Raw genomic sequence first — 26,162 nt, 5'->3', positions numbered from 1 at the left:
CATGGTGTGGTTGCGAGGTCAGTGTGGTGTTACACGATTCCTGGCCAATTGGCTCTTTTGGGTGTGTGTAAGTTTTCGGCCGGTTAGTGCCAGTTCCCTGCGCCCCTTGCGGGGTTTCTAGGTCTGGTCTATCGATCCCGTGGTCTGCGGGGGGCCTTATCCCACTGAATGGGTGAGAAACCTGGTCTTGGAAGAGGTTTCCCGCTTAGATGCTTTCAGCGGTTATCCTGTCCGAACGTAGCTATCCAGCCGTGCCCCTGGTGGGACAACTGGTAGACCAGAGGTTCGTCCGTCCCGGTCCTCTCGTACTAGGGACAGGTTTCCTCAAGTTTCTGACGCGCGCGGCGGATAGAGACCGAACTGTCTCACGACGTTCTAAACCCAGCTCGCGTGCCGCTTTAATGGGCGAACAGCCCAACCCTTGGGACCTGCTCCAGCCCCAGGATGCGACGAGCCGACATCGAGGTGCCAAACCATCCCGTCGATATGGACTCTTGGGGAAGATCAGCCTGTTATCCCCGGGGTACCTTTTATCCGTTGAGCGACACCCCTTCCACTCGGGGGTGCCGGATCACTAGTCCCGACTTTCGTCCCTGCTCGACATGTACGTCTCGCAGTCAAGCTCCCTTGTGCACTTGCACTCAACACCTGATTGCCGTCCAGGTTGAGGGAACCTTTGGGCGCCTCCGTTACTTTTTTGGAGGCAACCGCCCCAGTTAAACTACCCACCAGGCACTGTCCCTGAACCGGATATACGGTTCGAAGTTAGAAGCCCAATACGATCAGAGTGGTATTTCAACAACGACTCCACCAATACTGGCGTATCGGTTTCACAGTCTCCCACCTATCCTACACAAACCGTAACGAACTCCAATACCAAGTTGTAGTGAAGGTCCCGGGGTCTTTTCGTCCTGCCGCGCGTAACGAGCATCTTTACTCGTAGTGCAATTTCGCCGAGTCTATGGTTGAGACAGTTGAGAAGTCGTTACGCCATTCGTGCAGGTCGGAACTTACCCGACAAGGAATTTCGCTACCTTAGGATGGTTATAGTTACCACCGCCGTTTACTGGGGCTTAAATTCTCAGCTTCACCCTTACGGGTTAACCGGTCCTCTTAACCTTCCAGCACCGGGCAGGCGTCAGTCCGTATACATCGTCTTGCGACTTCGCACGGACCTGTGTTTTTAGTAAACAGTCGCTTCTCACTGGTTTCTGCGACCCCCCACCGCTGCCGGCAGCAAGTGCCATGACAGTAAGGGGTCCCCCTTCTCCCGAAGTTACGGGGGTATTTTGCCGAGTTCCTTAACCATAGTTCACTCGTACGCCTTGGTATTCTCTACCTGACCACCTGTGTCGGTTTGGGGTACGGGCCGTGTGAGCACTCGCTAGAGGCTTTTCTTGGCAGCATAGGATCACCGAATTCGCCTCACTCGGCTATGCATCACCTCTCGGACTACGTGAACGACGGATTTGCCTATCGTTCGTCCTACGGGCTTGCCCCAGTATTACCACTGACTGGTACGGCTACCTTCCTGCGTCACCCCGTCGCTTGACTACTACCAACTCGGGTCCCGCGCAGCCAGCGGTCCTCGCCCCCCGAAGGGATTGATGAACCACCTTTTGGGCGGTTAGCAGAACTGATTCGTCACGGGCGCGCACACACGGGTACGGGAATATCAACCCGTTGTCCATCGACTACGCCTGTCGGCCTCGCCTTAGGTCCCGACTCACCCTGGGCGGACTGGCCTGGCCCAGGAACCCTTGGTCTTTCGGCGGGCAAGGTTCTCACTTGCCTTATCGCTACTCATGCCTGCATTCTCACTCCCACACCCTCCACCACACCATCACTAGGTGGCTTCACCGGTGTGCAGGACGCTCCCCTACCCAACGTCACACCCGAAGGTGTACTCGTTGCCGCGACTTCGGCGGTGTGCTTGAGCCCCGCTACATTATCGGCGCACAATCACTTGACCAGTGAGCTATTACGCACTCTTTCAAGGGTGGCTGCTTCTAAGCCAACCTCCTGGTTGTCTTCGCGACTGCACATCCTTTTCCACTTAGCACACGCTTAGGGGCCTTAGTCGGCGATCTGGGCTGTTTCCCTCTCGACGCACGGAGCTTATCCCCCGCCGTCTCACTGCCACACTGTTGCCTTACCGGCATTCGGAGTTTGGCTGACGTCAGTAACCTTTTAGGGCCCATCGGCCATCCAGTAGCTCTACCTCCGGCAAGAACCATGCAACGCTGCACCTAAATGCATTTCGGGGAGAACCAGCTATCACGGAGTTTGATTGGCCTTTCACCCCTACCCACAACTCATCCCCTCAGTCTTCAACCTAAGTGGGTTCGGGCCTCCACAACATCTTACTGCTGCTTCACCCTGGCCATGGGTAGATCACTCCGCTTCGGGTCCAGAACACACCACTACACCACACACTGTTGTGTGGATACGCCCTATTCAGACTCGCTTTCGCTGCGGCTACCCCACACGGGTTAACCTCGCGACATGTCCCTGACTCGCAGGCTCATTCTTCAAAAGGCACGCCATCACCCCACTCTAGGAGAGGGCTCTGACGGCTTGTAGGCACACGGTTTCAGGTACTATTTCACTCCCCTCCCGGGGTACTTTTCACCATTCCCTCACGGTACTAATCCGCTATCGGTCATCAGAAGGTATTCAGGCTTACCGAGTGGTCTCGGCAGATTCACAGCAGATTTCACGGGCCCGCTGCTACTCGGGAACACCACACAAGGCAGGCGTCGGGTTTTCACGTACCGGGCTCTCACCGTCTACGGCAGGCCATCCCAAGACCACTTCCGCTAACCACGACACTTTCTTACTGCCCTCCAGGAAGGTAGTCCTAGAAATATGGGTCCCACAACCCCGCACACACAACCCCTACCCGGTATCACATGCATACGGTTTAGCCATCCTCCGCTTTCGCTCGCCACTACTCACGGAATCACTATTGTTTTCTCTTCCTACGGGTACTGAGATGTTTCACTTCCCCGCGTTACCTCCCGCACCCTATGAATTCAGATACGGGTAACACGACATCACTCGTGCTGGGTTTCCCCATTCGGACATCCTCGGATCAACGCTCGGTTGACAGCTCCCCGAGGCTTATCGCAGCCTCCTACGTCCTTCATCGGCCTCTGATGCCAAGGCATCCACCATGCGCCCTTAAACACTTACAACACAAAAACCAATTGTCAAAAATCGAAATTACACCACAACAACCCACAACACGACAGACCACCCGAAGGCAGCCCGCACTGCTGCGAGTTGATGCTCGCAACCACTATCCACGAATCAAACACCACACCCCACCACCAAAACCTGGGGCAACAACACGCCTCCCACCACACGCAGTGGCCAGGGAAGAACGGGCCTGTTGTCTCAAAGCCCAACAGTGTGTTTGATGATCCCACCCACCTCGACGAATCGAAGCCAGCAGGTTTTTGACGTTCGTCATGTGCACCAGACCCGCGCCCACTACAGGCGCCGGCCATCTCACGATTCGTCCGGGACACGGTGATCCGCGACATGCGGGCCGGCCCGAAACTCGTGGTGCTCCTTAGAAAGGAGGTGATCCAGCCGCACCTTCCGGTACGGCTACCTTGTTACGACTTCGTCCCAATCGCCGATCCCACCTTCGACGGCTCCCTCCCACGAGGGGTTAGGCCACCGGCTTCGGGTGTTACCGACTTTCATGACGTGACGGGCGGTGTGTACAAGGCCCGGGAACGTATTCACCGCAGCGTTGCTGATCTGCGATTACTAGCGACTCCAACTTCACGGGGTCGAGTTGCAGACCCCGATCCGAACTGAGACCGGCTTTCAAGGGATTCGCTCCACCTCGCGGATTCGCAGCCCTTTGTACCGGCCATTGTAGCATGTGTGAAGCCCTGGACATAAGGGGCATGATGACTTGACGTCATCCCCACCTTCCTCCGAGTTGACCCCGGCAGTCTCTTACGAGTCCCCGCCATGACGCGCTGGCAACATAAGATAGGGGTTGCGCTCGTTGCGGGACTTAACCCAACATCTCACGACACGAGCTGACGACAGCCATGCACCACCTGCACACAGGCCACAAGGGAATACCCATCTCTGAATACGTCCTGTGCATGTCAAACCCAGGTAAGGTTCTTCGCGTTGCATCGAATTAATCCACATGCTCCGCCGCTTGTGCGGGCCCCCGTCAATTTCTTTGAGTTTTAGCCTTGCGGCCGTACTCCCCAGGCGGGGTACTTAATGCGTTAGCTACGGCACGGATCCCAAGGAAGGAAACCCACACCTAGTACCCACCGTTTACGGCGTGGACTACCAGGGTATCTAATCCTGTTCGCTCCCCACGCTTTCGCTCCTCAGCGTCAGTTACTGCCCAGAGACCCGCCTTCGCCACCGGTGTTCCTCCTGATATCTGCGCATTCCACCGCTACACCAGGAATTCCAGTCTCCCCTGCAGTACTCCAGTCTGCCCGTATCGCCCGCACGCCCACAGTTGAGCTGTGAGTTTTCACGAACAACGCGACAAACCACCTACGAGCTCTTTACGCCCAGTAATTCCGGACAACGCTCGGACCCTACGTATTACCGCGGCTGCTGGCACGTAGTTGGCCGGTCCTTCTTCTGCACATACCGTCACTTGCGCTTCGTCTGTGCTGAAAGAGGTTTACAACCCGAAGGCCGTCGTCCCTCACGCGGCGTCGCTGCATCAGGCTTGCGCCCATTGTGCAATATTCCCCACTGCTGCCTCCCGTAGGAGTCTGGGCCGTATCTCAGTCCCAGTGTGGCCGGACACCCTCTCAGGCCGGCTACCCGTCGTCGCCTTGGTAGGCCGTGACCCCACCAACAAGCTGATAGGCCGCGGGCCCATCCCACACCGCAAAAGCTTTCCACCACAAGACATGCATCCTGAGGTCATATCCGGTATTAGACCCAGTTTCCCAGGCTTATCCCGAAGTGCAGGGCAGATCACCCACGTGTTACTCACCCGTTCGCCACTCGAGTACCCCGAAGGGCCTTTCCGTTCGACTTGCATGTGTTAAGCACGCCGCCAGCGTTCGTCCTGAGCCAGAATCAAACTCTCCAAACAAAAACAACCCACCCCCAAAGGGACAGGTGGAATCCGAATCAGAACAAGCCTGACCAAGCAACCAGTCAAAACTGGCAAAAAAACAAAACCACCCATGAAAAAAGGAAGACGAGGAGTCCCCCACCACAGGCAGCCAAAAACAACAAACAAAAACCACCAAACACACTATTGAGTTCTCAAACAACACACCCGGATTTCAGGCAACCCTGCCACTGTACTTCATAGTGGCGGTGACGTCAATCCTCGTCCTTCCGGTCTAGGACCGGGGCCGTAGGCACTGAATAGAGACTACCCCGGGAATGCCCATATCCCAAAACTGCACGCCAGCGCCGTTTTCTGGCGAAAAGCTATGACACGCGCTCGATTTCGGCCCCCAGGCTGACGAGGTTCTCCACGAACAAGGGGTAACCGCGGTCGATGTGGAAGACGTCGTGCACCTCGGTGTCCCCATCCGCCACCAGTCCGGCCAGCACCAAGCCGGCGCCGGCGCGGATGTCCGAGGCCCACACCGGCGCGCTCGAGAGCTGCTTGATGCCGCGGACCACGGCGTGATGCCCGTCCGTGCGCGCGTCCGCACCGAGCCGGATCATCTCCTCCACGAAGCGGAAACGTGCTTCGAACACGTTCTCGGTGATCATCGACGTTCCGTCGGCGATGCTCGCCAGACCGATCGCCATCGGCTGCAGATCCGTCGGGAAGCCCGGGAACGGCAGCGTGGCCATGTTGATCGCCTTGGGCCGCTCGTACTGCACGATGCGGAACCCGTTGTCGTCCTGCGTGACCGTCGCGCCGGCGTCGTGAAGTTTGTGGAGCACCAGTTGGAGGTGCTGCGGGTCGACGCCGGTCACCGAGATGTCGCCGCGCGTCATCGCGGCGGCGATACCCCAGGTGGCGGCCACGATCCGGTCGCCGATTACCCGGTGCTCGGTGGGATGCAGTCGATCCACCCCGGTGATCGTCATTGTCGGTGAACCCGCCCCGGAGATCTCCGCCCCCATCTGGTTGAGCATCGTGCAGAGATCGACCACGTCGGGTTCGCGCGCGGAGTTGTGGATCGTCGTGACGCCCTCGGCGAGAACGGCGGCCATCAGGATGTTCTCGGTGGCGCCGACCGACGGGAACTCGAGTTGAATCTCCGCACCTCGCAGATGATCCGCCTCGGCCACCACGCAACCGTGCTCGATGTTGCAGCGTGCGCCGAGTTGGCGCAGGCCGGCCTGATGCATGTCGAGCGGCCGCGATCCGATCGCGTCACCCCCCGGCAGCGCGACCTTCGCCTTCTTGCACCGTCCGACCAGCGGGCCAAGGACGCATACCGACGCCCGGAACTGCCGTACCGCCGCGAAGTCCGCGTCGTACTTCAGCTCGTCGGGTGAGGTGACCCGTACGGTGTCGCCGTCGAGCTCGACCGTGGCTCCTAGACCTCGAAGCACCTCGGCCATCAGCGGAACGTCCAGGATGTCGGGGCAGTTGGTGATGGTGCTGGTGCCCTCCGCAAGAAGCGACGCGGCCATCAGCTTCAGCACACTGTTCTTCGCTCCCCCGACGGCAACTTCGCCTGACAACCGAGTACCACCGGTCACCACGAATCGCTCGCTCACGGAGCTCAGTGTAAACAGCGGGGACGACCGAGGTCCGTTTCGCCCGGTGGGCCCGGGTACGGTTTCTTCCATGGCAGTCCACCTGACCCGCATCTACACGCGAACTGGCGATGACGGATCCACCAGCCTCAGCGATTTCAGCAGGGTGTCGAAGAACGATCCCCGGCTGAAGGCCTACGCCGACTGCGACGAGACCAACGCCGCGATCGGCGTCGCGGTGTCGCTTGGCGCGCCCAACGAGCGGATCCTCGGCGTCCTACGCCAGATCCAAAACGACCTGTTCGACGCGGGTGCCGACCTGTCCACACCCGTCGTCGACAACCCGGAACATCCGCCCTTGCGCATCACCCAGGACTACGTCGACCGCCTCGAGACCTGGTGCGACGAGTTCAATGAGCCTCTCCCGGCCCTGAATTCGTTCGTGCTGCCGGGCGGGACCGCGTTGTCCGCACTGCTGCACGTGGCGCGGACGGTGGCGCGACGAGCGGAGCGCTCCGCGTGGCAAGCGATCGACGCGCACGGGGATTCGATCAGCCTGCTGCCCGCCAAATATCTCAATCGGCTCTCGGACCTACTGTTCATCCTGTCGCGCGTCGCCAATCCCGATGGCGATGTGCTCTGGCAGCCCGGCCGGACGAAGAGCTAGCTCGGTCGCCTGCGGGCCCTGGGGGACGGCCGCGACTCGAGCCACGAGGTGAACGCGGTCAAAGCGCCACGGTCGAGGGCGATCTCGTACCCCCTGCGGCTCTCCGGACCGGTGTCGCGGAGTTCGAGGACGACGATCTCCGAGCTCATGATGTCGAACTCGTCACCTCGTGGCGCGCGGCGCGACACCACCTCGATGCCACGCCGGGAAAGCCGCCGGTCGGGCCACCATCGCAGGCTCGACAGCCGGTAGAAACCGGCCTCACCACCGCGATAGCGGACTACTCCGTGGCGCCACCCGTGCCCGCCGACCGCGGGAACGTCGCGCAGGATCGCTGCCGATCCGCCAACCTGACGTAGCTTCCACAGCCGGTAGCTGAGCGCCACGACGACCAGCCCCAACACACCGACCAGCACGACCATGATCAGCATGGACGCGCTCATCGCGACGTCAGTCGAGTTCGCCTAGTGCGCGCAGGCGGGCCCGGCCCCATGCCGCGGTGCGCTCGTCATCCGACTCGGCGTCCTGCTTGGCTTGGTCGGCGTTGATCTCCGACTCGAATTCAGCGTTCTCGACCAGGATCCGAACGGCTTCCTCGGTGACGGACAGGAAGCCTCCGTCGACGGCGATGCGGAGGTCGTCCTCGCCATCGCGCTCGACACGCACCATGGCGTCGTCGACCAGTTGGGCGACCAACGGGATGTGCCTGGGCAGGATGCCGATCTCGCCCGCCGTGGTGCGGGTGAACACGAATGTCGCGTCACCCGACCACAACTCACGCTCGACGGCGACGATCTCGACGTGAATCTCAGCCACCGGTCACCACCTCTCGGTAAGAGCGCTCATCACAACTTTGCGCCGAAGCTCTCGGCCTTCTTGGCGAGGTCGTCCAGGCCGCCGATGAGGAAGAACGCCTGCTCGGGCAGGTGGTCGAACTCACCCTTGGTCAGCTTGTCGAAGGCCTCTATGGTCTCCTTCAGCGGCACCGTCGAGCCGGGCTGGCCGGTGAACTGCTCGGCCGCCATCATGTTCTGGCTCAGGAAGCGCTCGATGCGGCGTGCCCGGTTGACCAGCTGCTTGTCCTCCTCGGCCAGCTCGTCGACGCCGAGGATGGCGATGATGTCCTGAAGGTCCTTGTAGCGCTGCAGGACTCGAATGACTTCCTGGGCGACGCGGTAATGCTCCTCGCCAACCACCGCCGGGTCGAGAATCGTCGAGCTGGAGGCCAGCGGGTCCACCGCCGGGAAGATGCCCTTGGAGAACACCGCGCGAGAGAGCTCGGTGGTGGCATCCAAGTGCGCGAACGTGGTCGCCGGCGCCGGGTCGGTGTAGTCGTCGGCGGGCACGTAGACGGCCTGCATCGAGGTGATGGAGTGGCCGCGGGTGGAGGTGATGCGCTCCTGCAACTCACCCATCTCGTCGGCCAGCGTCGGCTGGTAACCCACCGCGGACGGCATGCGACCGAGGAGCGTCGAGACCTCGGAACCCGCCTGGGTGAACCGGAAGATGTTGTCGATGAACAACAACACGTCCTGCTTCTGCTCATCGCGGAAGTACTCCGCCATGGTCAGGGCCGACAGGGCGACTCGCATACGCGTGCCTGGCGGCTCATCCATCTGGCCGAACACGAGCGCGGTGTCCTTGAGCACGTCGGCGTCGGCGAGCTCGACCCAGAGGTCGTTGCCCTCACGGGTGCGCTCCCCCACGCCGGCGAACACCGACGTACCACCGAAGTTGCGGGCGATGCGGTTGATCATCTCCTGGATGAGCACGGTCTTGCCGACGCCGGCACCACCGAACAGGGCGATCTTGCCGCCACGCACGTACGGGGTGAGCAGGTCCACGACCTTCAGACCGGTCTCGAGCATTTCAGTTCTGGGCTCGAGCTCGGAGAAGGGCGGCGGCTTGCGGTGGATCGACCAGTGGTCGAAGTCCGTGCCGTAGCCCGGGTCGTCGAGGCAGTCACCGAGGGCGTTGAAGACGTGGCCCTTGACACCGTCGCCGACGGGTACGGAGATCGAGGCGCCCGTGTCGGTCACCTCGACACCGCGAACCAGGCCGTCGGTGGGCTGCATCGAGATGGTGCGCACCAGGTTGTCACCGAGGTGCTGAGCCACCTCGAGCGTCAGCGTCTTGGCCATCTGCTCGTAGGTGATCTCGGCGTGTAGCGCGTTGAACAGTTCGGGCACCGACCCCCGCGGGAACTCGATGTCGACGACCGGGCCGGTGATGCGGACCACGCGACCGGCGGTCTTGGAATCTTCTGCGGTGGCAGTCATTGTCTCTTCGCTTCTCTTCGCTTCCGGGGATGTGGGTATCGAGGGCTACTTGGCGTCGGAGAGCGCATTCGCGCCGCCGACGATCTCGCTGATTTCCTGGGTGATCTGAGCCTGACGCTCGCGGTTGGCCTCCAGCGTCAACGCCTTGATCAGATCGTCGGCGTTGTCGGTGGCCGACTTCATCGCGCGGCGCCGCGACGCGGATTCGGAGGCCGCGGCTTCCAACAGTGCCGAGTAGACCCGAGTGGCGATGTAGCGCGGCAGCAGCGCGTCGAACAGTTGCTCGGCGTTCGGCTCGAACGAGAACAGCGTCTGCGGACCGTCTTCGTGCTCACCGACGTACTCGATCACCATCGGCGCGACCCGCAGGGCAATTGCCGACTGAGACAGCATCGACCTGAACTGGGTGAAGACGATGTGCAGTTCGTCTACGCCCAGAATGCCGTCGTCGCCAGCGTCCCCGTCTTCGTCGTCGACCCCCGCCATGAAGGCGGCGACGAGCACGTCGGCAATCTCACGGGCCTGGTCGTAGGTGGGTCGCTCGGAGAAGCCGGTCCAGGAATCCTTGACCTCGCGCTGACGAAAGTTGTAGTAGCCCAAGGCCTTTCGTCCCACCGCGTAGATCACGGGCGTCTTGCCCTCGTCACGCAGCAGCGCGAAGAGCTCCTCGGACTGCCGCAGCACGTTGGCGTTGTAGGCCCCGCAGAGCCCCCGGTCGGAGGACACGACGAGCACACCGGCGCGCTTGGGCGACTCCCGCTCGACGAGCAGCGGATGATCCAGCGCACTGGCACCCGCCAACTCGGTGAGCATGTTGGTGATCTCTTCTGCGTACGGCCGAGCTGCCTGAACGCGCGCTTGCGCCTTGGCAATCCGCGACGTCGCAATGAGCTCCTGGGCCTTGGTGATCTTCTTGATCGACCCGGCGGAGCGGATGCGTCCGCGTAGCTCGCGCAGTGTGGCTGCCATGTCTCCTACTTCTTCTTCGGCGCCGGCTTGCGAACCTTGACCGATTCCTTCTCGACGTCCTCTTCGTCCATCGCCTCGGTCTCGGCCTCGTTGACGGCAACGGAGCTACCGTCGGTGGCGGCGAATCCCTTCTTGAAGTCGTTGACGATCTCGGTCAACTTCTCCTGGGCCTCTTCCGGGAACTTCTTGCTCTCCCGGATGTCGCTCAAGATGCCCTCGTGGCTCGCGCCGACGTGCTCGAGGAACTCGGACTCGAAGCGCTGGACGTCTTCCACGGGGACCGAATCCAGGTGACCCTTGGTGCCGAGGAAGATCGCGATGACCTGCTGCTCGACCGACAGCGGGCTGTACTGGGGCTGCTTGAGCAGCTCCACCAGCCGGCTGCCGCGCTCGAGCTGCGCCTTCGAGGTCGGGTCCAGATCGGACGCGAACGCCGCGAAGGACTCCAATTCGCGATACTGCGACAGGTCCAGTCGCAAGGAGCCCGCGACCTCCTTCATGGCCTTGATCTGCGCGGCACCACCGACGCGAGACACCGACACACCCACGTTGATGGCCGGTCGCACGCCCTGGTTGAACAGGTCGGACTCCAGGAAGCACTGGCCGTCGGTGATCGAGATGACGTTGGTGGGAATGAACGCCGAGATGTCGTTGGCCTTGGTCTCGATGATCGGCAGGCCGGTCATCGAACCACCGCCCAGTTCGTCGGACAGCTTCGCACAACGTTCCAGCAGACGGGAGTGCAGGTAGAAGACGTCGCCGGGGAACGCCTCGCGACCTGGCGGGCGGCGCAGCAGCAGCGAGATCGCGCGGTAGGCGTCGGCCTGCTTGGACAGATCGTCGAACACGATGAGAACGTGCTTGCCGTCGTACATCCAGTGTTGACCGATGGCCGAACCCGTGTACGGCGCAAGCCACTTGAAGCCGGCGGGGTCAGAGGCCGGGGACGCCACGATGGTGGTGTACTCCATCGCGCCGCCCTCTTCGAGCGCGCGCTTGACGCTGGCGATCGTGGTGCCCTTCTGGCCGATCGCGACGTACACGCAGCGCACCTGCTGCTTGGGATCACCGGTTTCCCACGCCTGACGCTGGTTGAGGATCGTGTCCACGCAGACGGCGGTCTTGCCGGTCTTGCGGTCGCCGATGATCAGCTGACGTTGCCCGCGACCGATCGGGGTCATCGCATCGATGGCCTTGATGCCGGTCTGCAGCGGCTCGGACACGCCCTGCCGCTGAACCACCGACGGTGCCTGGACTTCGAGCGCGCGGCGGGTGTCCGTTTCGATGTCGCCTTGCGCGTCGATCGGCTGGCCCAGGGGGTTGACCACGCGTCCGAGGAATGCGTCACCGACGGGGACCGACAACACTTCACCGGTGCGCTTGACCTGCTGGCCCTGCTCGATCTTCTCGAAGTCGCCGAGGATGACCGCGCCAATGCTGTGCTCGTCCAGGTTCAGTGCGACACCGAGAACGCCACCGGGGAACTCGAGGAGCTCCTGCGTCATCACCGAGGGCAGGCCCTCGATGTGCGCGATGCCGTCACCGGCGTCGATGACCGTGCCGATCTCTTCGCGCTCGGTATCGGCGGAGAACGAGGACACGTACTCCTCGACGGCACCTTCGATGTCAGCAGCGGAGATTGTCAACTCTGCCATGTTCTGGTCTTCCTACCTTTTGATGTGGATTGTGGGTCAGTCGGGCAGCTGGGTCTGCGCAGCGGCCAGGCGCGACGCGATGGAGCCGTCGATCACCTCGTCGCCGACGGTGATTGCGAGACCGCCGAGCAGTTCGGACGCGACGTTGAGCTGAACGGACACGGGATGTCCGTAGATCCGGGTCAACACCTCGACCAGTCGGGTGCGCTGGGCGTCCGAGAGGTCTGCGGCCGCGCTGACGTGCGCGACGAGCTCGCCGCGACGGGCCACTGCGAGTTCGGCCAAATCGACGACCGCCTCGTCGGCCCGTTCGCCGCGAAGCTGGCTGATCGTCTGTGACAGCAGAGCAGCCGCGGTCCCCGTGACACCGGAACCCTCGATGACCTTGTTCAGCAACTCGACTCGGCCGCTCGCCGGCGTCGTGTAGTCACCGAGTGCAGCGGACAGGCGCGGTTCGGCGTCGAGGACGCGACCGAAGCGGAAGAGCTGGTCCTCGACGGCGTCGACCTCATCGTCGAGCTCGGCACGCTTCAGAAGGGCAAGACGTGCGGTGTGCTCGACCCCGGCGACCAGATCGGCCTCCGCGGACCACCGCTGGGATGCCGCGGCGCGCAGCAGCTTCAGCGTGTGATCGTCCACCTTGCCGCCGAAGAGCCGATCGACGAGGCGGACCTTGGCATCGTGATCGTCGCTGGGCTTGGCGAGATTCTTGGTGAGGCTGGGCTCGGCGATGAGCACCGATACCACCGAAGCGAGTTCGTCGGCGAGCGTGGTCAAACCCGACGAGTCGAGATCACCTGCCACGTCGTCGAATTCGCCGCTGAGCGTGGCGAACGCCTCACGGCTGGCAGCGCGGAACCGTGCCGACGCGCCGGTCTCGACCGTCGCGCTCGACGGGGCCATGTCGTCAAGCTCGTCGAGGAAGCGATCCACTGTGGCGGCCTGTGCGGCCGGATCGGCCACGTGGGCACGCACCAGCTCGTCGGCCTTGCCGACCGACTCCTGTCCGAGACCCTGCCGCAGCTGCCGGATCAGTTGCTGCCGCATGAGCTGAACCTGCTGCGCACCTTGAGCCTTGAGGCGTTCGGCTTCGACGCCCGCCTGCTCCTGCAATTGGCTGGCGATGCGCTCGGAATCGTGCCGCGCCTCCTCGGTGACCTTCGAGGCTTCCCGTTCCGCCTCTTCGAGCGCCTTCGCGTGCATGGCGTCCGCTTCGGCGAGTTTCTTCTCCGCTTCGGCACTTTCGGCGAGCGCCGTGCGCACCGCGTCCTGCTGCTTCTGCATCATCGTCTTCACCGGCGGCACGACGAAGCGCCACAGGATGTAGACGATGAGCGCGAACCCGATCAGCTGACCGATGAATGTCGACATTTAGCGGCTCCCGCCTGATTGCACGTCGACGCCCAGAATGCGGCTCGCCAGCGTGGTGGACAGGCTGTCCACCGACGACTCGAGGGCGGATTCCGTCGACGAGCGCTGTCCGGCCAATTCGGCATCTGCCTCGCTTACGGTCTCGGCGACCTCACCGCTGGCCTCGGCGCGCTTCTCGTCGATGACCTGCCGACCGGCCACCCGGGCCTCGTCGCGGATCGACGACGCCTCGGAGCGAGCTCCGGCCATCGCCTGGTCGTAGTCGGCTTGCGCCGCTGCGACCTGTTCCGCCGACTTGCGGGAGTCCCCCGCCGTCTTGGCCAGCATGGCCTCCCGCTCCGCGAGAACCTTGCTGATCGGTGGCACAACCCATTTCGTGATCACACCGAGGACGATCAGGAAGATGATCAGCACGACGAAGAAGGTCCCGTTGGGGATCAGGAAGTTGTTCCCCCCGCCGCCTCCTTCGCCCGCTGCCTGGCTGGAGGCCAGGATGTTGATGCCGTCCGCCAGGACGGTTGACCAGAGTTCACCCATGCCGACGATTTACTGCAGGCCCGGCGTGGCGAAGACGAACAGCGCCATGAACGCAAGGTTGATGAAGTATGCGGCTTCCACCAGACCGACGGTGATGAAGAACGGCGTGAAGAGGCGGCCCTGTGCTTCGGGCTGCCGCGCGATGCCGGAGATCAGCGCGTTACCGGCGATGCCGTCGCCGATACCCGCGCCGATTGCGCCGCCACCCATGATCAATCCACCACCGATGAGAGCACCGGCCGTGATGAGGGCGTTTGGATCCATTCCTTATTCCTCCTTGGTAACTGGTGGTGGTACCACCAGGACTGCTGGCGTACGGGGTCGTACTGGCTTTTAGTGGTGCGCTTCTTCTTTGGTGTCGTGACTGTCCTTGGCATCGTGGTCGTCGTCGTGATCGAGCTCCATCGACTGACTGAAGTACAGAATCGTCAACAGGGCGAAGATGAACGCCTGGATCAGACCGACGAAGAGGTCGAACGTCTTCCAGATGGCATTGGGTGCCCACTGGATGTACCAGGGGAACATCGCGATGAGCGCGACCAGGATGCCGCCGGCGAAGATGTTGCCAAAGAGTCGCAGAGCCAACGAGATCGGCTTGGCGAGTTCCTCGATGATGTTGATCGGCGCCATCAACGTGACGTGACCCTTGACGACCTTCTTCGCGTGGCCCCAGCCGCCGCGACGCCACACACCTGCAGCGTGGTAACAGATGAAGACGAACGCGGCGAGCGCCAGCACGTAGTTGATGTCCGACGCAGGCGCCTTGATCAATTCGCCTGCGGCGCCGTCGGATCCGCCATACTGCACCGGCAGCACCGCAAGCCAGTTCGACACCAGGATGAACACGAAGATGGTCACGGCGAGCGGTAGCACGAACGGAGCGATCTTCATGCCGATCGCGGCCTCGACCTGCTGGCGCATCTGAATCGTGATGGTCTCGAAGAACAGTTGAACTCCGCCGGGCACACCGGTCGAGGTGACCTTGGACTTCAGGTAGAACGCGAGCGCGATGACGATGACGGCCGCGATCGAGGTGGAGATGATGGTGTCGCCGTTGAAGGTCATGCCCAGGAAATGGAACACGTACTCATGGGTCCCGACGTGGATCGGTGCTCCACCCTCGGCGGCGAGGAAGGTCTCATTCATTGCCGTCTGTCAATCCTTCGATTCCGATTCCAGCACGTCCAGTCCGTTGGTGCGGATCTTCTTCAGCACGGGGATGCTGGTGCTCAGCACCAACACGGCCTGGAAGATCGCGAGCCCAAAGAGCACGGCGAGGCCGTCGTGCTTCTTGAACACGATGGCGATGGTCAGCCCGATCGCCGTGACGAAGAACAGCCGCATCGCGGAGTTGACGGCCATCTTCTTCTTGAGGGGGTGGTCCTCGGCGGTGATCGACTCGACCGCACGACGCACCAACAGCGCGTTGACCAAGCCGAGGCCGAGGCCGACGCCAAAGAAGGCTCCGAAGAAGACGTGGCCGATGAATCCGGACGCCACCAGAGCCACCGCGGTGAGCGCGATGCAGACGATCAGGAGACGCATCGGCCGGAACGCGACGGATGGGAACACCAACGGCGCGTCCTGCGCTGGTGTCGTCACTGACTCACCTCAATCCACGCTTTCACGGAAGCTGTCCCCTTTGACGTCAATGATCCGGCGCGTGCCCGCCGAGCGTATCGGAGGGCGTCGGTCGCGCTGGAATCACCCAAGGGGTTGCTCCCTTTGTCGGTCGTACATCGGCTCCGATCGGCTGGTGCAAAGCCGATGGGCCGGGCCGGCAACCCGCGAGGTTTTTCGGGTTCTGCCAGCACCGTACCACATGGTAGGCAGGCCTAAACGGGGTACTACTACTTAGCGTCGTACACCTTAGTCTGAGAGCTCGCTGGGAACTTCTCTGCCCCTCCGCAACAGTGGAATGAGCGTGATGACGACGGCGACGACGATCGCCGCGAGCATGACCGCGCCGGTGTATCGGGGGTCGAAGAAGATCGTGCTGGCCGCGCCGAGGGCGACGATGCCCACCCACATGTAGATCAACAGCACGACCCGTCGGTGGGAGTGGCCGATCTGTAGGAGTCGGTGGTGCAGATGCATCTTGTCCGGGCTGAAGGGGCTGCGTCCAGCACGGGTGCGGCGCACGATGGCCAGCGCCATGTCCAGGGCGGGCACGAACATCACCGCGACCACCAGAAGGAAGGGCGACAGCAGCGCGAAGACGTCACGGGCGCCGTAAGCGTTCTGCGAGATGGGCCCGGCGGCCGTGGTCGAGGCCGCCGCCAACATCAGTCCGATCAGCATCGAGCCGGAGTCACCCATGAAGATCTTGGCCGGATGGAAGTTGTGGGGCAGGAACCCCAGGCAGGCACCGGCCAGGACCACCGAGATCACCGCGGGCGGGTAGAACAGCACGTCGCCACCGTGGTCTCTGAGCAGTCCGACGGAGAAGATGCAGATCGCCGCGGCGGTGATCAATCCGAGGCCGGCGGCCAGCCCGTCCAGGCCGTCCACGAAGTTCATGGCGTTGACGATCGACACCGTCAGCGCCAACGTCAGCAGGATGGACGTCACCTGGTCGAGCACGATCGTGCCGACGCCGCCGATCGGGATGTACAGCACACTCCATGCGACGCCCATCGTGACCAGCACGCTCGCGGCGGTGATCTGGCCGGCGAACTTGGTCAGGGCGTCGAGACCCCACCGGTCGTCGATCAACCCGATCGCCATGATCAGCCCACCAGCCACGACGACCGCGGGCATGCCCGACGAGTAGACGAAGCCGCGGGTCAGTGCCGGCAGCTGCGAGGCGAGAAGCACGGCCGCGACGATGCCGACGTACATCGCCAAGCCACCCATGCGCGGCGTCGGCTGTGTGTGGACGTCGCGTTGGCGCGGGTAGGCCACGGCCCCGAGGCGGGTGGCCAGGGCTCGCACCCAGCCCGTCGCGAAATACGTGACGATGGCCGCCGTGAGCCCGACGAGCGCGAGCTCGCGCAGCGGGACGCCGGCACCGCGATCCGACAATGCGAGCAGGCCCTCCACGCGGTGAAATCTACTGGACCGACCTGAGACCGCCCGCCAGCCTTAGCTCGAGAGCGTCTCCGGCTCGAGCCCGAGGACGTCGGCGATGGCTGCAGACGTGACGGGCCCCTCGCGCAGTACGCGGGGTTGCGCGCCGGTGAGGTCGACGATCGTAGACGCCGAACCCCGCGCGGACGGTCCGGCCTCCAGGTACACCTCGACCAGGTCGCCGAGCTGGTCGCGGGCGTCCGCGGCCGTGACGGCGGCGGGCCTTCCCGAGATGTTCGCGCTCGACACCGCCATGGGCCCGACCTCGCGCAGCAACTCGATCGCCACCGGATGCAGTGGCATGCGCAGCATCACCGTGCCCTGCGCATCGCCAAGGTCCCACTGCAGCGACGGCGCTTGCTGAACGACCAGGCTCAGCGCGCCGGGCCAGAAGGCGCGGATGAGGTGCCTGGCCGATTCGGGCACCGAATACACCAGCCCATCGATGGTGTGCCACGACCCGACGAGGACGGGTACCGGCATGTCGCGACCGCGTCCCTTGGCGGCCAGGAGCGCCGCGACGGCGGCCCCGTCGAAGGCGTCGGCGCCGATACCGTAGACCGTGTCGGTGGGCAGCACCACCAAGCGGCCGCCCTTGAGCGCGCTGATCGCCGAGGCGATGCCGGCCGGCCGTTGAGCCGGGTCGGCGCAGTCGAACACCTCACTCATGCGCGATCCCGCTCCGCTTCTCGCTGTAGCTCATGCGCGATCCCGCTCCGCTTCTCGCTGTAACTCATGCGCGATCCCGCTCCGCTTCTCGCTGTAGCTCATGTTCCCTAGCCTGAACCCCTTCGCCTCGCCGTGACGAACCGGGGGCGACCGGCCAGGTCCCGGCGCGATGTGACCTCGATGAAGGCACCGCAGTCCTCGAACAACGCCACGGTCTGCGCGGCGGTGTCGTCGTCGTGCTCGACGGCGACGCCCCCGCCGGGGCGCAGCAGCCGGGCGGCCAGCGTCACGATCGGGCCGATGATCCGCATCCCGTCGGGTCCGCCGAATAGAGCGTGAGCCGGATCATGCTCAGCCACTTCGGGATCCAGTACGGCGTCGTCTGGAATGTAGGGCGGATTCGACACCAGCAGGTCGACGGTGCCGTCGTACTCTTCGAGCAATCCGGGTCCGGTGACGTCGGCCTCGACGAGCTCGACGTCGTAGCCCGCACGGTTTCGCCGCGCGTACGCCAGCGCTTCGGCGGAGTCCTCGACGGCGATGACATGCGCCCCCGGCGTCGCCGCGGCCAGCGCAACGGCGAGCGCCCCCGACCCGGTGCAGAGGTCCACGATCAGCGGGGCTCGCGGAAGCGGTTGCCCGAGCGCCCATTCCAGCAGCGACTCGGTCTCGGGCCGCGGGATGAACACTCCAGGACCGACTTCGAGGACGAGCGACCCGAATGCGGCCGACGCGGTCAGGTGCTGCAGGGGCACCCGGCGCGCACGTGCGTCCACGACGGCGCCGTAGCCGGCGTAGAAGTGCTCGTCGGGATCGTGGAATCGCAGCAGTCCGCGATCGACGCCCGCAGTGTGCGCGGCGAGGAGTTCGGCGTCGACGCGAGCACTGTCGATGCCGGCCCTGGTCAGCGTGGCGGCCGCCTCGTCGATGGCTCGCCGCAACCGGGTCATGTCTCCTGCAGCCTGGCTTGTCTGTCGGCGGCGGCCAACGCGTCGAACATCGGATCGAGGTCCCCGTCGAGGACCTGGTCGAGGTTGTGCGCCTTGAAACCGATGCGATGATCGGTGATCCGGTTCTCGGGATAGTTGTACGTGCGGATGCGCTCACTGCGGTCCACGGTGCGGATCTGGCTGGCCCGGTCGGCTGACGCGTCAGCCGACGCCTGCTCCTCCGCGAGCGCCTGCAGTCGGGCGGCGAGCACGATCATTGCGCGGGCCTTGTTCTGCAGCTGCGAACGCTCGTTCTGGCAGGTCACGACGATGCCCGTCGGGAGGTGCGTGATGCGGACCGCCGAGTCGGTGGTGTTGACGCCCTGGCCGCCCTTGCCCGAGGACCGGTACACGTCGATGCGCAGATCGGACTCGTCGATGGAGACCTCGGCGACGTCTTCGGGTTCAGGATAGACCAGCACGCCTGCGGCCGAGGTATGCACCCGGCCCTGGGATTCAGTGACCGGCACCCGCTGCACGCGGTGCACGCCACCTTCGAACTTCAGCCGCGACCAGACGCCGTCGAGGCTGGCTCCCTTGCTGGCGATCGTGAGCGTGGCGTCCTTGTATCCCCCGAGATCGGAGAAGGTCTCGTCCAGCACGGTGACGTTCCAGCCGTGGCGTTCGGCGTACCTGACGTACATGCGGGCGAGGTCGGCAGCGAACAGGGCCGATTCCTCGCCGCCCTCTCCCGACTTCACCTCCATGACCACGTCGTCCCCATCATGTGGGTCGCGCGGGGCCAGAAGGTCGCCGAGCTGCTGTTCGAGTTCGGCTACACGGGTGGTCAGGTCGGGCACCTCGGCGGCGAACGACGCGTCCTCGGTGCCCAGTTCGCGGGCGGCCTCGAGGTCGCCGCGAGCGGTCTCCAGCTTGCGGTGGGTGGACACGACGGGCGCCAACTGGGCGAACCGGCGACCCACCCGGCGGGCCGCGCCCGCGTCGGCATGCAGGGCGGGATCGGAGAGCTGACGTTCGAGGTCGGCATGCTCAGCGAGCAGCGCATCGACTCGCGTCGCGGCATCGGTCCCTGCCATCGTGCCCTCCTTCGACGAACCCATCACGGAAACGCAAGCGGCGCCCGTCCTTCGCACGAATGCGTCGGAACGGGCGCCGTTTGAGCAGCTACTTCTCGGTTGCAGCCTTCTCACCGGAGGTGCGCTTGCCGTAGCGCTTCTCGAAGCGGGCCACGCGGCCGCCGCTGTCGAGGATCTTCTGCTTGCCGGTGTAGAAGGGGTGGCACTGGGAGCAGACCTCGACCACGATGTGGCCGCTCTCCTTGGTGCTGCGGGTCTGGAAGCTGTTACCACAGCCGCAGACCACGCTGGTCTCTACGTAGTTGGGGTGAATACCCGATTTCATGTTGGTCCTCTTCAATAGGTGGTCGCCGGGTCGCCTGAAGTCACTGACCCGAGTCTTCAGACGTGAACCGGAACCGAGGGGTCGACGGTCGATTATGCCAGGTCAGCCGCCAACTACCTAAACGACCGGACACCGGTGCCTATTCCACGGTGCTCAGCGGGCCGAGCGACGCGTCGAGGAACGCGGTCCCGTCGCGCTTCCACAGCACCCGACCCTCCGGATCGACGCCACGGGTGATCAATTCGCGTTTGAGGATCTTGTTGGTCGCCGTGCTCGGTAGGTCCTCGGCCACCCACACGTAACGCGGCCAGGCCTTCGGCGAGAGATCCCGCTGGGCCTTCAGGAACTCCTCGAACGCCTGGGGGCTCAGCTCGGCGCCGTCGCGCAGCACGATCGCCGCCATGACCTGATCACCCACGTGTTCGTCTGGCACCGGATACACCGCCACTCGACTGATGTCATTGAGCCGCAACAGGATTCGCTCGATGGGCGCGGTGGTCAGGTTCTCTCCGTCGACCCGCATCCAGTCCGCCGTCCGCCCGGCGAGGTAGATCCACCCGTCGGCGTCCCGATAGGCGAGATCCCCGGACCAGTACATGCCGTGGCGCAGCCGCTGGTCGGTGGCTGCGGGGTCGTTGTAGTACCCACGGAACAGGCCGCTTCCGCTGGTATTGACCAGCTCCCCCGTCGCCGCGTCGGGATTGAGCAGGGCGCCGTCGTCGTCGAACCGGGCCACGTCGCACTCGACGACGGTCTCGGGGTCGTAGATGGCCACCCCGGGGAAGCCCTTGCCGATCGATCCCGGCGGGCAGTCGTCGGGCCTGGTGATGATCACGGCCGTCTCAGTCGAACCGAAACCGTCCCACACCGAGCAGCCGAACCGCCGGCTGAACTCGGCGATGTCACGGTCTGCCGCCTCGTTTCCGAACGCGATCCGCAACGGGTTGTCACCGTCGTCGGGCTGCTCGGCCGTAGCCAGGATGTAGGCCAGCGGCTTGCCCACGTAGTTCATGTAGGTCGCGCCATAGCGGCGGACGTCGGGCAGGAACTTCGACGCCGAGAACGCGGCGGGCACCATCGCGGCACCCGCGCCGAGGGCGACGCTCCAGCCCGCGTACACCGCGTTCGAGTGGAACAGCGGCATCGCCAGGTAGCAGACGTCGGACCCGTCGAGACCGTACCGCTCGACGAGTGCACTTCCCGCGAACAGGACGATCGCATGCGGCACTTCGACCGCCTTGGGTTCACCGCTGGTGCCCGAGGTGAAGATCATCATGAACGTGTCGTCCGGCTCGACCTCGCGATGGGGCACCAACGCGGGCGCGGTGCCGATCCGTTGCGCCCAGTCCTGGCTACTCGTGTCGATCACGGTGACACCGGGCAGGTCGACGCCGTCGAGCAGGTGTCGATGGTCGGGGCCGGTGAGGACCAGCTGGCAGTCGACGCGCGCGATATCGCGGGCTAGAGCGTCCCCGCGGCGTGTGGTGTTGATGCCGCATAGGACGTATCCGCCGAGGCCCGCGGCGGCCAACGCGGTCAACATGTCCGGGGTGTTCCCCATGAGCGCGCCGACGTGCAGCGGGCGCGACGGGTCCGCTGCCTCGATGACGGCGGCGGCGTGCGCGCTCGCCTCGGCGATGTGTTGGCGCCATGTCCACGACGCCTCACCGTGCTTGACGGCGACGGAGTCCTGATCGGCTCTCGCCCGGAGCAACTGCTGGAGTGTGTCCGCCATCGTTGGCTACCTCGGTCTCGGGTGTGAACAGAATGTACGAAGTGTCTACCACCGACCCGGCAGACGGTACCGTCTGGCAACGGGCAGAATGCATCAGTCCCACCCTCTAGCGCCGAAAGACGAACAGGAGTCCGCCGTTGACGAGCGCCACCGCACCCCGGCCGGCATCCAGAAGCGTGCGGGATCGGCTGATCGACGCCGCCGAAGTGTGCCTGCGCGCCAAGGGCATTCGGTCGACGACGGTCTCCGAGGTCGCGGAGGTGGCTGGCGTCTCGCGGGGCTGGCTGTATCGGCACTTCCCCGACAAGAACTCGTTGCTCGGTGCCGCGATCGTGCGGCTCAACGACGCCTACTGGTCGGAATCGCACGCGATGCTCGAGCAGATCGACGGTCTCGACGAGCAGATCGCCGCGGGGATCCGCCACGGTCGGTCGGCCTACGCCGATCCCGGCGCGCTGCTGATGAAGCTGCGTGTGGAGGAGCCGGAGGAGTTCGCGGCCTGTGCGGGCGCGGGTGTCCTCGGCCTGGTGCCCGACCTGGGTGAATTCTGGTCGCGGTACCTGGTCGCCGCCCGGGATCGCGGCGAGATCCATCCCGACGTGGACATCGCCGAGGCGTCGGAGTGGGTGGCTCGGGCGCTGCTGTCGCTGGCCACGGTGCCCGGCCGAGAACTCGACCCCGCCGACCACGACGCGGTGCTCGGGCACGTCCGTCGCTACGTGATGCCGGGCCTTCGGGCCGACCCCGCCGCAGACTGAGCGTGAACGCAAAGAACCCCCGACGGCGTGTCGGGGGCTCTTGCGATCGGACCAACTAGTCGGAATCCATGTTCTGAGGCGTGGTCTTGGAGACCTGCACCAGGAACTCGTAGTTGTTCTTCGTCTTGCGCAGCTGGCTCATCAGCAGGTCGATCGCCTGGTGCGAGTCCAGCCCCGACAGCACGCGACGCAGCTTGTGCACGACCGCGAACTCGTCACTCGAGAGCAGAAGCTCGTCCTTGCGGGTACCGGACGGATTGACGTCCACCGCGGGGAAGACGCGACGCTCGGCGATCTTGCGGTCGAGCTTGATCTCGGCGTTGCCGGTGCCCTTGAACTCCTCGAAGATGACCGTGTCACCGGTGGAACCGGTCTCGACCATGGCCGTGGCGATGATCGTCAGCGAGCCGCCGTCCTCGATGTTGCGGGCCGCGCCCAGGAAGCGCTTCGGCGGGTACAGCGCCGTCGAGTCGACACCACCGGAGAGGATGCGCCCCGAAGCCGGCGATGCGTTGTTGTAGGCACGGCCGAGGCGCGTGATCGAGTCCAGCAGGACGACGACGTCCTTGCCCTGTTCGACCAGTCGCTTGGCTCGCTCGATGGCCAACTCGGCGACCGCCGTGTGGTCTGTCGGCGGCCGGTCGAAGGTGGAGGCAATGACCTCACCCTTGACCGAGCGCTGCATGTCGGTGACCTCCTCAGGTCGCTCGTCGACGAGCACGACCATGAGGTGACATTCCGGGTTGTTCGTGGTGATCGCGTTGGCGATCGCCTGCAGGATCATCGTCTTGCCCGCCTTGGGCGGCGAGACGATGAGGGCGCGCTGGCCCTTGCCGATCGGCATGATCAGGTCGATCACACGCGTCGTCAGCCGGTCGGGAGTGGTCTCCAAACGCAGCCGCTGATTCGGGTACAGCGGGGTCAGCTTCTGAAACTCGGGGCGGTTCCTCGCGTCCTCGACGGGGCCGCCGTTGACCGAGTCGAGCCGCACCAGCGGATTGAACTTCTGCCGCGGGTTCTGGCCGCTGTTACCGCCGCCACCGCCCTCGCCCTCGCGGGCCACACGGACGGCGCCGGTGATCGCATCACCGCGGCGCAGGCCGTTCTTGCGAACCATGTTCATGGAGACGTAGACGTCGTTGGTGCCGGCCAGGTACCCGGAGGTACGGACGAAGGCGTAGTTGTCGAGGACGTCGAGGATGCCCGCGACGGGCTGGACGACGTCGTCCTCACGCAACTCGGTGTCGCGGTCGCGGTCGCGGTCGTTGCCGCCGCCGCCGCCGCCCTGCACGTCGCCGCGCTCGCCACGGCGCCGGCGGTCGCGGAACCGACGGCCACGCCTGCCCTGGCGTCCGTCGCCGTCGTCGTCGTCGTCGTTCTGGTTCTGGTTGTTGTTCTGGTTCTGGTTGTTGTTCTGGTTGTTGCCGTTGTTCTGGTTGTTGTTGTTCTGGTTGCCGCGGTTTCCGTTGTTCTGACGGTCGTTGTTGCGCGGACCGTCGGACTGGGCGGAGTCCTTCTCGTCACCAGCAGACTTGTCGCCGGCCGACTTCTCGTTGGCGGGCTTGTCGTTCTTCTCGCCACGGTCCGCCTTGTCGGCGGCCTTGTCTGCGGGAGCCTCGGCGGGTGCCTTCTCCTCGGTCGCGACTTTGGCCTCGGGGGCCTTCTGCTCGGGCTTCTCCGTGTCGACCGCGGCACCGGCGCCACGTGACGAGCCACGTCGCTCGCGGCGCGGCGGCGCGGGAGCCTCGGCGGCGGCTGCGGCGGGCGGTGCCGACTCGGCGGCAGGCGCGGGCTCGGCGACGGCTTGCTTCGTCGCGGCACCTGCGCCGTTGGTCTCACCGCGGTGTTCGCGGATGGCAGCGATCAGCTCGCTCTTGCGCATACCCGAGGAGCCCTTGATGCCGAGCTGTCCGGCCAGCGCCCGAAGGTCGGGGAGGACCATGGCGGTCAGGGAGGTCGGGCGATCGCCCGAGGCCGAAACGGCGCCCGAGGTGCTTCCCGTGGTCGGTGCCGGGGCCGAATCACTCGGTGCAGCCGAAACCGCTTCCACGGTGGGTGATTTCACGGGGCTCTGCAGCTCGACGTCGTCGTTGCTGCTACCAGCCGTGATGAGGTCCGTATCAGTCACGGATTTCCTTTCTTTCCCCCGCCGATCCGATTGTGCGGGGGTTCGTCGCATTCGGCTGAACCGCCAAATGCCGGGCTACCAAGTGCCTACTGATGCTCTGGTCCACCGTTGCTATAGATCCATTGCCTGTAGATCCATTGCTGTTACAACGGTGATCGCCGGGATTCGCCGTCGTACGGCGAACCGTCATCCACGAGAAGGATTGGTAGTCGTCCTAGTGTAGGCGCAGGCACAGACGTGCGATTGCTGGACGAGAGCGAGAATAACCCGCATTCTCGTGGGAAGCAAGAACCTCGCCTGATTCAGGTGTGAAGGTTGTCAACTACACGGCTCCGGTCTTGGACCCGAGACCATCCGAGATGGCCTCGGTCGATGCCCAGCGAACATGCTGGCCGACCGACATTTCCTGGACGGAGAAACCGTGGGCGACGCCGTACTCGATGGCCGCCCTGGGAAGCTCCGACTCGGTGCTGAAGGCGATCACCGCGGGCCCGGCACCGGAGAGCACCGCTGCCACCCCAGAACGACGCAGGATCTCGATGTATTCCGCGGAGGCGGGCATCGCCGCCGCACGCTGCGGCTGATGCAGGCGGTCCTCGGTGGCCGCCATGAGCAGATCCGGGCGTTCGGTGAGGGCCACCACCATCAACGCGGCGCGGCTGAGGTTGAAACGTGCGTCCGCGTGGCTGACGTGATCGGGCAGGACGGCACGGGTCTCCGCCGTCGACGAACGCACCTCGGGAATGGCGGTGAAGAGGCGAATGTCGGGGTGCAGGTGCACTTCGGCGGCGGCGTACCTCGGTTGCGGAGCCTCGCCCTCGGTCCACGACACCACCGTGCCACCGAGGACGGCCGCCGACGCGTTGTCGGGGTGCCCTTCGAACTCCGAGGACAGCTGAATGAGGTCGGCGTCGGATAGCGGCGCTGAACTCGATTGCGCCACAAGACCATTGGCTGCGGCGAGACCGCCGACGACGGCAGCGGCGGAGGAGCCGAGCCCGCGCGAGTGCGGGATCGAGTTGCGCGTCTTGACGATCAGTCCTCCGACGCTCACCCCCGCCGCGCGCAGACCATGCTCGACGGCGCGCACCACGAGATGCGAGCAATCCACCGGAACCTGTCCGGCCCCCTCCCCCTCGACCTCCACGTGAAGACCGAAATCGGTTGTCTGCACGTAGATTTCGTCATACAAGCCCAGCGCCAAGCCAAGGCTGTCGAAACCTGGGCCGAGGTTGGCGCTCGACGCGGCCACGACGGAGGTGGCGGCCAGCCCAGCGGGAAGGGCGTGCACGC

Annotated in this window: 21 protein-coding genes and 2 rRNA genes; 2 read left to right on the top strand and 21 right to left on the bottom strand. The window is 64.3% G+C overall.

Annotated features, from left to right (window positions below):
* Positions 1–63 precede the first annotated feature (63 nt).
* From QUE68_RS07635 to murA, 3 genes are all read right to left on the bottom strand, one after another.
* Positions 64–3,197: ribosomal RNA gene (locus QUE68_RS07635) — 23S ribosomal RNA — on the bottom strand.
* Positions 3,198–3,581: 384 nt separating this feature from the next.
* Positions 3,582–5,101: ribosomal RNA gene (locus QUE68_RS07630) — 16S ribosomal RNA — on the bottom strand.
* The 16S and 23S rRNA genes sit together here, the layout of an rRNA operon.
* A 347-nt stretch (positions 5,102–5,448) precedes the next feature.
* Positions 5,449–6,702, bottom strand: a complete 1,254-nt coding sequence (gene murA, locus QUE68_RS07625; protein ID WP_286275385.1) for a UDP-N-acetylglucosamine 1-carboxyvinyltransferase — start codon at positions 6,700–6,702, stop codon at positions 5,449–5,451.
* A gap of 70 nt (positions 6,703–6,772) precedes the next feature.
* Here murA and QUE68_RS07620 point away from each other — a divergent pair, with 70 nt between their 5' ends.
* Positions 6,773–7,348 (top strand): cob(I)yrinic acid a,c-diamide adenosyltransferase, encoded by a 576-nt coding sequence (locus QUE68_RS07620; RefSeq protein ID WP_284233410.1) that lies wholly within the window; start codon positions 6,773–6,775, stop codon positions 7,346–7,348.
* On the opposite strand, the gene QUE68_RS07615 is transcribed toward QUE68_RS07620, so the two are convergent.
* The 16 genes from QUE68_RS07615 to fadD1 form a co-directional block, all read right to left on the bottom strand.
* A complete protein-coding gene (locus tag QUE68_RS07615) occupies positions 7,345–7,791 on the bottom strand; it encodes a DUF2550 domain-containing protein (protein ID WP_284225368.1) in 447 nt (148 codons plus the stop codon). The genes QUE68_RS07620 and QUE68_RS07615 overlap by 4 nt on opposite strands.
* A 7-nt stretch (positions 7,792–7,798) precedes the next feature.
* Positions 7,799–8,164 (bottom strand): F0F1 ATP synthase subunit epsilon, encoded by a 366-nt coding sequence (locus tag QUE68_RS07610; protein WP_284233408.1) that lies wholly within the window; start codon positions 8,162–8,164, stop codon positions 7,799–7,801.
* 29 nt (positions 8,165–8,193) lie between these two features.
* On the bottom strand, positions 8,194–9,627 hold the full coding sequence (gene atpD, locus QUE68_RS07605) for a F0F1 ATP synthase subunit beta (protein WP_284233407.1): 1,434 nt from the start codon (positions 9,625–9,627) through the stop codon (positions 8,194–8,196).
* A 45-nt stretch (positions 9,628–9,672) separates the two neighbouring features.
* Positions 9,673–10,596 carry a F0F1 ATP synthase subunit gamma gene (locus QUE68_RS07600; protein ID WP_284225362.1) on the bottom strand — a complete coding sequence of 308 codons (924 nt, stop codon included), beginning with the start codon at positions 10,594–10,596 and terminating at the stop codon, positions 9,673–9,675.
* A 5-nt stretch (positions 10,597–10,601) separates the two neighbouring features.
* Entirely contained in the window at positions 10,602–12,251 is a 1,650-nt protein-coding gene (atpA, locus tag QUE68_RS07595) for a F0F1 ATP synthase subunit alpha (RefSeq protein WP_284233405.1), read from the bottom strand.
* A 36-nt stretch (positions 12,252–12,287) separates the two neighbouring features.
* On the bottom strand, positions 12,288–13,622 hold the full coding sequence (locus tag QUE68_RS07590) for a F0F1 ATP synthase subunit B/delta (protein WP_284225358.1): 1,335 nt from the start codon (positions 13,620–13,622) through the stop codon (positions 12,288–12,290).
* Positions 13,623–14,159: a F0F1 ATP synthase subunit B gene (locus QUE68_RS07585; protein ID WP_284233403.1), complete on the bottom strand. Its 537-nt coding sequence runs from the start codon at positions 14,157–14,159 to the stop codon at positions 13,623–13,625.
* 9 nt (positions 14,160–14,168) lie between these two features.
* Positions 14,169–14,423, bottom strand: coding sequence for a F0F1 ATP synthase subunit C (locus tag QUE68_RS07580; RefSeq protein WP_137144745.1), 255 nt, complete (start codon positions 14,421–14,423; stop codon positions 14,169–14,171).
* A gap of 69 nt (positions 14,424–14,492) precedes the next feature.
* Positions 14,493–15,305, bottom strand: a complete 813-nt coding sequence (atpB, locus tag QUE68_RS07575) for a F0F1 ATP synthase subunit A (protein WP_284225352.1) — start codon at positions 15,303–15,305, stop codon at positions 14,493–14,495.
* A gap of 9 nt (positions 15,306–15,314) precedes the next feature.
* Positions 15,315–15,761, bottom strand: a complete 447-nt coding sequence (locus tag QUE68_RS07570) for an ATP synthase subunit I (RefSeq protein WP_286275384.1) — start codon at positions 15,759–15,761, stop codon at positions 15,315–15,317.
* 267 nt (positions 15,762–16,028) lie between these two features.
* Positions 16,029–17,201, bottom strand: a complete 1,173-nt coding sequence (locus tag QUE68_RS07565) for a glycosyltransferase family 4 protein (RefSeq protein ID WP_284225350.1) — start codon at positions 17,199–17,201, stop codon at positions 16,029–16,031.
* Positions 17,202–17,243: 42 nt separating this feature from the next.
* On the bottom strand, positions 17,244–17,897 hold the full coding sequence (locus QUE68_RS07560) for an L-threonylcarbamoyladenylate synthase (protein WP_284225349.1): 654 nt from the start codon (positions 17,895–17,897) through the stop codon (positions 17,244–17,246).
* A gap of 107 nt (positions 17,898–18,004) precedes the next feature.
* On the bottom strand, positions 18,005–18,847 hold the full coding sequence (prmC, locus tag QUE68_RS07555) for a peptide chain release factor N(5)-glutamine methyltransferase (RefSeq protein WP_284233398.1): 843 nt from the start codon (positions 18,845–18,847) through the stop codon (positions 18,005–18,007).
* Positions 18,844–19,923, bottom strand: a complete 1,080-nt coding sequence (gene prfA / locus QUE68_RS07550; protein WP_284233396.1) for a peptide chain release factor 1 — start codon at positions 19,921–19,923, stop codon at positions 18,844–18,846. The genes prmC and prfA overlap by 4 nt, the downstream gene beginning before the upstream one ends.
* An 88-nt stretch (positions 19,924–20,011) precedes the next feature.
* Entirely contained in the window at positions 20,012–20,248 is a 237-nt protein-coding gene (gene rpmE / locus QUE68_RS07545; protein WP_284225346.1) for a 50S ribosomal protein L31, read from the bottom strand.
* 139 nt (positions 20,249–20,387) lie between these two features.
* Positions 20,388–21,983, bottom strand: coding sequence for a fatty-acid--CoA ligase FadD1 (gene fadD1, locus QUE68_RS07540; protein WP_286275383.1), 1,596 nt, complete (start codon positions 21,981–21,983; stop codon positions 20,388–20,390).
* A 137-nt stretch (positions 21,984–22,120) separates the two neighbouring features.
* On the opposite strand from fadD1, the gene QUE68_RS07535 reads away from it, so the two are divergent.
* Positions 22,121–22,741 carry a TetR/AcrR family transcriptional regulator gene (locus tag QUE68_RS07535; RefSeq protein WP_284225344.1) on the top strand — a complete coding sequence of 207 codons (621 nt, stop codon included), beginning with the start codon at positions 22,121–22,123 and terminating at the stop codon, positions 22,739–22,741.
* Positions 22,742–22,796: 55 nt separating this feature from the next.
* Here QUE68_RS07535 and rho read toward each other — a convergent pair whose 3' ends face one another.
* Together rho and thrB are read right to left on the bottom strand one after the other, a co-directional pair.
* The gene (gene rho, locus QUE68_RS07530; protein WP_284233392.1) at positions 22,797–24,869 is read right to left on the bottom strand and encodes a transcription termination factor Rho; all 2,073 of its coding nucleotides are present in this window, start codon (positions 24,867–24,869) and stop codon (positions 22,797–22,799) included.
* A gap of 322 nt (positions 24,870–25,191) precedes the next feature.
* Positions 25,192–26,160, bottom strand: coding sequence for a homoserine kinase (gene thrB / locus QUE68_RS07525; protein ID WP_284233389.1), 969 nt, complete (start codon positions 26,158–26,160; stop codon positions 25,192–25,194).
* Positions 26,161–26,162: the final 2 nt, after the last annotated feature.

The organism is Mycolicibacterium sp. TUM20985 (genome assembly GCF_030295745.1).
In the GTDB taxonomy this organism is placed as follows: Bacteria; Actinomycetota; Actinomycetes; order Mycobacteriales; family Mycobacteriaceae; genus Mycobacterium.
Note: the sequence above shows the minus strand (reverse complement) of the source record. Positions and strands in the feature narration are given on the sequence as shown.

Bases quoted from the DNA above. Each gene is read 5' to 3' on its own strand.
- QUE68_RS07590 (WP_284225358.1), bottom strand. From the start codon at position 13,622: ATGTCGACATTCATCGGTCAGCTGATCGGGTTCGCGCTCATCGTCTAC.
- QUE68_RS07620 (WP_284233410.1), top strand. From the start codon at position 6,773: ATGGCAGTCCACCTGACCCGCATCTACACGCGAACTGGCGATGACGGA.
- rpmE (WP_284225346.1), bottom strand. From the start codon at position 20,248: ATGAAATCGGGTATTCACCCCAACTACGTAGAGACCAGCGTGGTCTGC.
- atpA (WP_284233405.1), bottom strand. From the start codon at position 12,251: ATGGCAGAGTTGACAATCTCCGCTGCTGACATCGAAGGTGCCGTCGAG.
- QUE68_RS07600 (WP_284225362.1), bottom strand. From the start codon at position 10,596: ATGGCAGCCACACTGCGCGAGCTACGCGGACGCATCCGCTCCGCCGGG.
- prfA (WP_284233396.1), bottom strand. From the start codon at position 19,923: ATGGCAGGGACCGATGCCGCGACGCGAGTCGATGCGCTGCTCGCTGAG.
- prmC (WP_284233398.1), bottom strand. From the start codon at position 18,847: ATGACCCGGTTGCGGCGAGCCATCGACGAGGCGGCCGCCACGCTGACC.
- atpB (WP_284225352.1), bottom strand. From the start codon at position 15,305: ATGAATGAGACCTTCCTCGCCGCCGAGGGTGGAGCACCGATCCACGTC.
- QUE68_RS07615 (WP_284225368.1), bottom strand. From the start codon at position 7,791: ATGAGCGCGTCCATGCTGATCATGGTCGTGCTGGTCGGTGTGTTGGGG.
- QUE68_RS07560 (WP_284225349.1), bottom strand. From the start codon at position 17,897: ATGAGTGAGGTGTTCGACTGCGCCGACCCGGCTCAACGGCCGGCCGGC.
- QUE68_RS07585 (WP_284233403.1), bottom strand. From the start codon at position 14,159: ATGGGTGAACTCTGGTCAACCGTCCTGGCGGACGGCATCAACATCCTG.
- QUE68_RS07580 (WP_137144745.1), bottom strand. From the start codon at position 14,423: ATGGATCCAAACGCCCTCATCACGGCCGGTGCTCTCATCGGTGGTGGA.
- atpD (WP_284233407.1), bottom strand. From the start codon at position 9,627: ATGACTGCCACCGCAGAAGATTCCAAGACCGCCGGTCGCGTGGTCCGC.
- fadD1 (WP_286275383.1), bottom strand. From the start codon at position 21,983: ATGGCGGACACACTCCAGCAGTTGCTCCGGGCGAGAGCCGATCAGGAC.